The sequence below is a fragment of the Terriglobales bacterium genome (assembly GCA_035624475.1).
Lineage (GTDB): Bacteria > Acidobacteriota > Terriglobia > Terriglobales > Acidobacteriaceae > DASPRL01.
On sequence record DASPRL010000279.1, the window covers coordinates 1 to 8,316 of the forward strand.

The following is an 8,316-nucleotide window of genomic DNA, read 5'->3' on the forward strand; positions in this document are numbered from 1 at the left end:
CCACTCCCGGGTCACGATCCCGGTGAACAGCCAGAGCTGCAGCCGCATGAAGAAGATCACCACGGGATGCAGCCGCAGTCCCTTGTGCGCCATGGTGCGATGCAGGTAGATGGTGGTGCTCATGCTGGAAAGCTGCATGGATAAGAACGAGACGATCAGGGCGGCGGCGGTCAGGATCAGCATTCGGCGTTTCCTTGTTGAGCTTCAAGGCCCGGGGTGGCCGGAGATCAGGGAAGGCTTCGATCAGGCTGGTCCAGGGTTGCCAGCAGTATACAGGGAAGCGCGCAGCCTGTCTTGACGCCCGACGCTCAGGGATGGGCGGAGGAAGAACGCCGCCGCAGCCGCGTGACCACCCATCCCAGGAGCGCGACCAGCAGCAGCACGGCGCCCCCCAGCAGCACCATCCCGGCGACCGCCGCCCAGGTGAAGATGCGCATGTCGCCGAAATCGTAGGGTTGGAAGTTCGCCATCACCACCGAGACCGCCACCAGCCCTGCGCCCAGCAGCGCGCACCGCCGCCACACCCTGCCCCGCCGCGATTTCAGTTCTTCATTCTTCATTCTGCATTCTGCATTCTCACTTGACCTCCACTCCCGCCCACTTCTCCAGCAGGGTGAGGGTGACGGCGTAGTCCAGGTCGCGGTGGCCTTCTTCCTCCGCCACCTCGTAGATCTCGTCCACCGTCTCCAGCGCGGGCAGCTTCACCCGTGCCTCCCGCGCCGCCTCCAGCATCAGGTGGATGTCCTTGTGCATCAGCCGCAGCGGGAAGTTGGGCGAGAAGTCGCGCTTCAGCACGAAGGGCGCCTTGTAGTCCACCACCCCCGAGCGCACCATCGAAGCCTGCACCAGCTCGATCAGCTTCTCCGCCGGCACGCCCAGCTTGCTGGCCAGGGTGATGCCCTCGCCGAAGCCCTCGTAGGTGAGCGCGATCATCAGGTTCATGGCCAGCTTGGCGGCCTCCCCCAGCCCGCTCTCGCCCACGCGCACGTACTTCTTGCCCATGGCCGCGAACAGGGGCTCGAGCCGCGCCACGCTCTCTTCCCTTCCGCCCACGATGAAGATGAGTTGCGCGCTCTCCGCTCCCACCTTGGAGCCGGTGATGGGTGCGTCCACCAGGTCGGCGCCGCGGGCGCGCACCCGCTCCGCGAACTGCTGCGTGGCCGCGGGCAGGATGGTCGAAGAATCGGCGACGATCATGCCTTCGCGCAGCGCTCCTTCCACGCCGTTCTCCCCGAAGAGCACCTGCTCGACGGCGGCGGTGTCGGAGACGCAGATCCACACCACCTCCGCGCCCTCGGCGGCCTCCCGCGGGGTGGCCGCCAGCCGCGCCCCCGCTGCTTCCCTGCCCGGCGTCCGGTTCCACGCCGTGACTTCGTGCCCCGCCTTGGCCAGGTTCTCGGCCATGGGACGCCCCATGATCCCCAATCCCAGGAATGCCACCTTCATGAGCGCTCCTTCCCTCCTGCGCAGTCCTCGATTAGAAACGACGGAGGCAGGAGAATCAACTGCCCCGACGCAATCTGCATTCTTCATTCTGCATTCTGCAATCCTCTCCCTGCCCGATGAGCTAAACTAGGAGGACTCCATGGTCCCCGCACCTCTGGGCAAGCGAGCCCGCAACTTCACCCGCCTGATCCGCCACTCCGCCATGGAGCGGCGCATCGGGCAGACGCGCACCCCTGTACTGGCGCGCAAGGGCGAGCTGGCCGTCACCTTCATCGGCCATTCCAGCTTCTTCGTGCAGATGGGCGGCAAGAACCTGGCCATCGATCCCAACTTCGCGCGCTGGCTCTTCGTGCTCAAGCGGCTGCGCCGCCCGGGCCTGCGCCTGCGCGACCTGCCACCCCTCGACCTGGTGCTGGTCTCGCACGCCCACTTCGACCACCTGCACCGGCCCTCGCTGCGCGCCCTCGCCCGCCACACCCGGCAGAAGACGGGCGCCGCGCCCGCCATCATCGTGCCCCGCCAAGTGGGCGACCTGGTCGCCGACCTGGGCTTCCGCGAGATCATCGAGCTGGACTGGTGGCAGAAGCACCACCACGACGGCCTCAGCGTCACCCACGTGCCTTCGCAGCACTGGGGCGCGCGCGTCATCCGCGACATGTATCGCGGCTACGGCGGCTTCGTGGTGCAGCACCACAAGCACTCGCTCTACCACGCCGGCGATACCGCCTACTTCCCCGGCTTCCGCGAGATCGGCAAGCGCCTCAAGCCCGAGCTGGCGCTCTTGCCCATCGGCGCCTACAATCCGCCCGCCTTCCGCCGCAACCACGCCAACCCGGAAGACGCGGTGCGCGCCTTCCGCGATCTGGGCGCGCGCTGGCTGGTGCCCATGCACTACGGCACCTTCCGCCTCTCCCACGAGCCCCTGGACGAGCCCTTGAAGCTGCTCGCCCACGAGGCCCGCGCCGCCGGCGTCCACACCCGCGTCCTGGTCCTGGAAGAGGGCGTCACCCGCTTCTTCGCGTAAGAACAGTGGTGAGTGGATAGTGGTCAGTGGCCAGTAGCGCCAGCGCCCCGCTACGAGCCCCTTTTCAATTTGTCATCCTGAGCGAGCGCTGCCCTGCGGCTTCGCCGCAGGGCAGCGCGAGTCGAAGGACCCCTACCCCCTCCGACCCCTTCGAGATCATCACAGGGAATTCGGGGGCTAAAAGCGAGACGGCGGGCTCGGTTTTTTCCGTTGGGTCGAACGATAGCTGGTCCTGGAAGAGGGCGTCACCCGCTTCTTCGCGTAGGAACAGTGGTGAGTGGATAGTGGTTAGTGGCCAGTAGCGCCAGCGCCCCACCGGCTACGAGCCCCTTTTCAATTTGTCATCCTGAGCGAGCGCTGCCCTGCGGCTTCGCCGCAGGGCAGCGCGAGTCGAAGGACCCCTACTCTCTCCACGCCCTTCAGGATGATCGAAGGCATTTCGAGGCGCCGGCCCTCACCACGCCAGCAGGATCCTCAAGTCCCGCAGGTTGTTCCCCGTCGGCCCGGTCTCGATGGCATCCCCTAACGACTGGAAGAAAGGATAGGCATCGAATCTCGCCAGCGCCGCCGCCGCATCCAGCCCGCGCGCCCGCGCCCGCTCCAGCGTCGTCCCGTCCACCACCGCTCCCGCCGCCGGGCTGTTGCCGTCCACTCCGTCCGTCCCCGCGCTCAGCACCAGCAGCTTCTCTCCCGCCATCTTCTCTGCGCAGTACAGCGCGAAGTGCTGGTTGCGCCCTCCCGTGCCACACTCCTGGGGCACGCTGACCGTGACCTCGCCCCCGGAGATCAGGCAGGCCTGGCCCACGCGCCGCCGCTGCTCCCGCACCTTGTCCAAGAGATAGTCGGCCGCGCGCGCGTACTCCTGGTCGTCGCAGGAGTTGTCCACCTCCACCGCGAAGCCGGAGAGCGAGGCCTTGGCCGCCGCCGCCTTCTCCGCCGTCTCGTTCGACAGGATCGGCCACCAGCGCGCGTGGTGGAAGACCGGGTCGTCCTTCTTCGGGGTCTCTTCCAGCCCGCGACTCTCGAAGAGCGCGCGCACGCTCGCGGGAAACTGCGCCGCCAGCCCGTACTGCGCCGCGATGCGGTAGCAGTCCTCCACCGTGGTCGAGTCGGGCAGCGTGGGCCCGGAGGCCAGCGCATCCAGCGCCGTCATGGGCACATCCGGCACCAGGATCGAGACCTGCTGCGCCGCGCCCGCCGCCCGCGCCATCCTCCCGCCCTTCACCGCCGAGAGGTGCTTGCGGATGGCGTTGATCTCGGCGATGGGCGCTCCCGAAAGCACCAGCGCGCGGTAGGTGGCCGCCAGGTCGTCGAGCGTGATGGCTTCTTCGATGGGCTTCTCCACGATGGCGGAGCCGCCGCCGCTCAGCAGGAAGAGCACCAGCGCGCGCTCGCCGCAGTTGCCCAGGGCCTTCAGCATGGCGTCGGCGGCGCGCAGCGACTCTGCGTTGGGCGTGGGATGCCCGCCGCGAAAGTAACGGAAGCCGGGCACCTGCGCGCTGATCTCTCCCGGCGCCGCCACGATGCCGCTCGCGGTCGTACCCATCTGCGCCGCCAGCGCCTCCGCCATGCTGTGCCCGGCCTTGCCCAGGGAGAGCACCAGGGTGCGCTGGTAGGCGCCCAGGTCATAGAGGTCCTCGGCCACCCGCAGCACGCCCCGGCTGTAGTGCACGTGGCGCTCGAAGGCCTTGGGGATGGAAGCCTCCGCCAGCGCGAACTGAAAGAGAGCGCGCGCCTGCTCCCGCATCTCGCGCGCGCGGCCGCCGCTGCTTTTTCCGGTCGCGGACATCCCGGCGGGATTATAAAGGCAGTCGTTGGTCGTTAGTCGTTGGTCCCTTCGGCTTTCGCCTCAGGGCAGGCTAAGAACGGCCATCGGCACTCGGCCGTGAGGACCACAGCCCGCTCCGCGGGCGCCAGAACCCAGCCCGGCACGTGAGTGCCGGGAGCATGCGCCAGGAGATTGACGAGTCCCGCAGGGACGGCAGAGTTTGCCTCTTGCTTTTTCCCTTTTGCCTTCGATCCGTGATGATCCGTGTCAATCCGTGGCTGGCATTTTCTTCAATCCCGGCACGGCTTCGGGGAGCCATGTTTCGATGGCGCTCTGCATCTCGCGCAAGCGGCCGTCGAAGAAGTGGTCCGCGCCCTCGATGATGACCAACTTCTTGGGCTCGGCGGCGTGCGCGAAGACGGACTCGAGCTGCGCCGCCGGTCCGAACAGGTCACGCGCTCCGCTGACCATCAGCTTGGGCTTGCCGCAGGTGCTAAGGATGTCGTAGCTGTAGGCGCGGCCCTCCACCAGCACCGGCGTGCCCAGCGAGATCAGCGCCACCACCCGCGGGTCGGGACAGGCGGCGCGCAGTCCCACCGACGCCCCGAAGGAGAACCCGCAGAAGACGATGGGCAGGTGGAACTCCTGCTCCAGCCACTCCAGCGCCGCGCGCACGTCCTCGGTCTCGCCCTTGCCCTGGGCGTGCTCGCCCTCGCTCAGCCCGGCGCCGCGGAAGTTGAAGCGCAGCACCGGCAAGCCAAAGCCGTTCAGCGACTTCATGGCGTGGAAGACCACCTTGTTGTGCATGGTCCCGCCGTAGAGCGGGTGCGGATGGCAGACCAGCGCGGCGTGGCTGGCGTCCGCCTCGCCGGCGTTGAGCAGGGCCTCCAGCCGCCCCGCCGGGCCTTCCAGGAACAGCGAGCGGATCTCACCTGCCATCGAGGGTCTCCGAAGGGCTCCTGCTGCCAGCACAGCATCATAACGGCTGCGCCCGCTTTCGTGGGTGGGTGATCGGCTCTCGCGGCCGATCCTTTGTGGGGTGTCATCCTGAGCGAGTGGCCGCCCGTTCTTCCCGGCCCGCGTTCTTGGCGGGCCGGCGGCCACGAGTCGAAGGACCTTGGGCTTGATTTCGGATGCGCATGCCCTGTGCCCCCACTCAAGCGTTCGGTGCGGCCTCCTGCTATCCTTACTCCCCATGGACATCGTTGCCCTCACCCGCCGGCTGGTGGACGTCGAGTCCACCACCGGCAGCGAAGGCCTGGTGGGCGAGTTCCTGCTGGCGGAGTTGCGCAAGCTCGAGTACACGGTGAAGAAGATGCCGGTCGAGCCCGAGCGCTTCAACGTCTTTGCCACCGTGCCCGGCAAGCCCAAGCCCGCCCTCGTCTTCTCCACCCACATGGACACGGTGCCGCCCTACTTCCCCTCCCGCGAGGACGAGGAGCGCATCTACGGGCGCGGGGCCTGCGACGCCAAGGGCATCCTGGCGGCCCAGATCGCGGCCGCCGAGCGCCTGCGCCTGCAAGACATCGCCGTGGGCCTGCTCTTCCTGGTGGGCGAGGAGCGCGACAGCCTGGGCGCCGCCGTCGCCAACCGCCGCGCCCCCGGCTCCCGCTTCCTCATCAACGGCGAGCCTACCGAGAACAAGCTGGCGCTGGCTTCCAAGGGGACGCTGCGCGTGTTGCTGACCGCGCGCGGCAAGTCCGCCCACTCCGCCTACCCGGAATTGGGCGACTCCGCCATCGACAAGCTGCTGGAAGCGCTGGCCCGCCTGCGCGCCATGCCTCTGCCCAGCGACCCCGAGATCGGCGCCTGCACGCTGAACATCGGCATCCTCGAGGGCGGGCAGGCGCCCAACGTGGTCCCCGACCACGCTCAGGCCCACCTGCTCTACCGCCTCATCGGCCCTTCCACCCCGCTGCGCCGCGAGATCGAGGCCGCGGTGAAGGGCCTGGCTACGGTGCAGTTCACCCTAGAGATCCCCTTCATCCGCTTGCGCACGCTCGACGGCCTCCCCACCATGGTGGCGGCTTTCACCTCCGACGCGCCTTCGCTCGACCAGTGGGGCGAGCCGCTGATGCTCGGCCCCGGCTCCATTCACGTCGCCCACACTGACGACGAGTACGTGGAGAAGCAGCAGCTCCACCAGGCGGTGGAGCTGTACTGCACCGTCGCGAAGAAGCTGCTCGCGGGGTGAGGGCGCGACTTCAATGAGCTAGACTAGGCGGATGTCCAACGCCCTGGAGCGCGCCGCCTCCGCCTACCTGCGCAGCGCCATGCACCAGCCCATCCGGTGGCATGAATGGGGGGACGAGGCCTTCGCCGCCGCCCGCCGCGACAACAAGCCCATCCTCCTCGACATCGGCGCCCGCTGGTGTCATTGGTGCCACGTCATGGATCGCGAGTCGTATGAAAGTGACGAGGTCGCGGCGATCATCAACCAGCGCTTTGTCGCCATCAAGGTGGACCGCGACGAGCGCCCCGACATCGACGCCCGCTACCAGGCCGCGGTGTCGGCGCTCAGCGGGCAAGGCGGCTGGCCGCTCACCGCCTTCCTCACTCCCGAAGGCAAGCCTTTCTACGGCGGCACCTACTTCCCGCCCGAGGACCACTGGGGCCGCCCCGGCTTCAAGCGCGTCTTGCTGGCCATCGCCGAGGCCTTCGAAAAGAAGCACGGCGAGGTGCTGCAGTCGGCGGACGCAGTGCTCTCCGCCATCGCGCAGGCGGAGACCTTCGCCGGGCGCGCCGCCGACTTCTCCCCGCACGTCATCGGCAAGATCCTTGACACCGCCGAGCGCATGTTCGATCCCCAGAACGGCGGCTTCGGCAACGCTCCCAAGTTCCCGCATCCCGCGGTGATGGAACTGGCGCTCGACCGCTACGCCGCCACGCAGGAGCCGGAGCTGCGCACGCTCGTCACCACCACGCTGGAGAAGATGGCACGCGGCGGCGTCTACGACCAGCTCGCCGGCGGCTTCCACCGCTACTCGGTGGACGAGCGCTGGGTGGTGCCGCACTTCGAGAAGATGTCCTACGACAACTCCGAGCTGCTCAAGAACTACGTGCACGGCTTCCAGGCCACCGGCGAGGGCTTCTTCGCCGAGGTGGCGCGCGACATCCTGCGCTGGATGGACGCGGTGCTGAGCGACCGCGCCCACGGCGGCTTCTTCGCCTCCCAGGACGCCGACGTCTCGCTCGAGGACGACGGCGACTACTTCACCTGGACCCTCGAGGAAGCGCGCGCGGTGCTCAGCGAGGACGAGGCCGCGGCCGCCGCCCTGCACTACGACATCGGCGAGATCGGGGAGATGCACCACAACCCCGCCAAGAACGTCCTCTACCAGCGCGCCGGGCTGGAGGAGATCTCCACCCGCAGCGGGATGCCGCTGGAGCGGGTGCGCGCGCTGCTCGACTCCGCCAAGAAGAAGCTGCTGGCGGCGCGCCTCCAGCGCCCCACGCCCTACGTCGATAAGACCGTGTACGTGAGCTGGAACGCGCTCTCGGTCTCGGCGTACCTGGCGGCGGCGCGCGCGCTCCGGCTGGACGACGCCCGCCACTTCGCCCTGCGCTCGCTCGACCGCCTGCTGGCCGAGGGCTGGGACACCGAGCGCGGCCTCCGGCACGTGATCGCGTACTCGGATGCGGCGGCGGCGCGCCCGAGCACCGGCCTGCTCGACGAATACGCGTATCTTGCGCTCGCCTGCCTCGACGCCTACGAAGCCACCGCTGTTCTTAGTTACTTCAAATTCGCGCGCCGCATCGCCGACCAGATGGTCGAGCGCTTCTACGATGCCGCCGCCGGCGGCTTCTTCGACGCGCCCCAGCCCGCCGCGGGCGACAGTCCTCTGGGCGCGCTGGCCGCCCGCCGCAAGCCCTTCCAGGATTCTCCCACGCCCGCGGGCAATCCCTCGGCCGCCATCGCGCTGCTGCGCCTCTTCTCCTACACCAACCACGCGCCCTATCGGGAAAAGGCCGAGCAGACGCTCAAAGTCTTCGCCGGGCTGGCCGGGGAGTTCGGCATCTTCGCCGGCAGCTACGGCATGGCGGCGGTGTGGCTCTCCCAGCCGCACACCCAGGTGAT

General features: G+C 68.4%; 8 protein-coding genes. 3 read left to right on the forward strand and 5 right to left on the reverse strand.

What is annotated here, in order from left to right; all coding sequences use genetic code 11:
* The 3 genes from VEG08_11065 to VEG08_11075 all read right to left on the reverse strand — a co-directional run.
* Positions 1-183 (reverse strand): hypothetical protein (locus VEG08_11065; protein HXZ28524.1); only part of this gene is annotated, 183 nt, incomplete at its 3' end.
* Positions 184-308: 125 nt separating this feature from the next.
* Positions 309-560 (reverse strand): hypothetical protein, encoded by a 252-nt coding sequence (locus tag VEG08_11070; GenBank protein HXZ28525.1) that lies wholly within the window; start codon positions 558-560, stop codon positions 309-311.
* A 16-nt stretch (positions 561-576) separates the two neighbouring features.
* The gene (locus VEG08_11075; protein HXZ28526.1) at positions 577-1,446 is read right to left on the reverse strand and encodes an NAD(P)-dependent oxidoreductase; all 870 of its coding nucleotides are present in this window, start codon (positions 1,444-1,446) and stop codon (positions 577-579) included.
* A gap of 139 nt (positions 1,447-1,585) precedes the next feature.
* Here VEG08_11075 and VEG08_11080 point away from each other — a divergent pair, with 139 nt between their 5' ends.
* Positions 1,586-2,470: an MBL fold metallo-hydrolase gene (locus VEG08_11080; GenBank protein ID HXZ28527.1), complete on the forward strand. Its 885-nt coding sequence runs from the start codon at positions 1,586-1,588 to the stop codon at positions 2,468-2,470.
* A 454-nt stretch (positions 2,471-2,924) separates the two neighbouring features.
* Here the strand turns inward: VEG08_11080 and VEG08_11085 are convergent, their stop codons facing one another.
* A complete protein-coding gene (locus tag VEG08_11085) occupies positions 2,925-4,259 on the reverse strand; it encodes a DUF4147 domain-containing protein (GenBank protein ID HXZ28528.1) in 1,335 nt (444 codons plus the stop codon).
* A 246-nt stretch (positions 4,260-4,505) separates the two neighbouring features.
* Positions 4,506-5,177, reverse strand: a complete 672-nt coding sequence (locus VEG08_11090) for an alpha/beta fold hydrolase (GenBank protein HXZ28529.1) — start codon at positions 5,175-5,177, stop codon at positions 4,506-4,508.
* Positions 5,178-5,433: 256 nt separating this feature from the next.
* Between VEG08_11090 and VEG08_11095 the strand changes: the two genes are divergently transcribed.
* Together VEG08_11095 and VEG08_11100 are read left to right on the forward strand one after the other, a co-directional pair.
* A complete protein-coding gene (locus VEG08_11095) occupies positions 5,434-6,432 on the forward strand; it encodes a M20/M25/M40 family metallo-hydrolase (GenBank protein ID HXZ28530.1) in 999 nt (332 codons plus the stop codon).
* A gap of 31 nt (positions 6,433-6,463) precedes the next feature.
* Positions 6,464-8,316, forward strand: a 1,853-nt coding sequence (locus VEG08_11100; GenBank protein ID HXZ28531.1) for a thioredoxin domain-containing protein, incomplete at its 3' end; no start/stop codon positions are given.

Excerpts from the sequence above, each read along its gene's own strand:
- VEG08_11070 (HXZ28525.1), bottom strand. The coding sequence starts at position 560 with ATGAAGAATGAAGAACTGAAATCGCGGCGGGGCAGGGTGTGGCGGCGG.
- VEG08_11075 (HXZ28526.1), bottom strand. The coding sequence starts at position 1,446 with ATGAAGGTGGCATTCCTGGGATTGGGGATCATGGGGCGTCCCATGGCC.
- VEG08_11080 (HXZ28527.1), top strand. The coding sequence starts at position 1,586 with ATGGTCCCCGCACCTCTGGGCAAGCGAGCCCGCAACTTCACCCGCCTG.
- VEG08_11085 (HXZ28528.1), bottom strand. The coding sequence starts at position 4,259 with ATGTCCGCGACCGGAAAAAGCAGCGGCGGCCGCGCGCGCGAGATGCGG.
- VEG08_11090 (HXZ28529.1), bottom strand. The coding sequence starts at position 5,177 with ATGGCAGGTGAGATCCGCTCGCTGTTCCTGGAAGGCCCGGCGGGGCGG.
- VEG08_11095 (HXZ28530.1), top strand. The coding sequence starts at position 5,434 with ATGGACATCGTTGCCCTCACCCGCCGGCTGGTGGACGTCGAGTCCACC.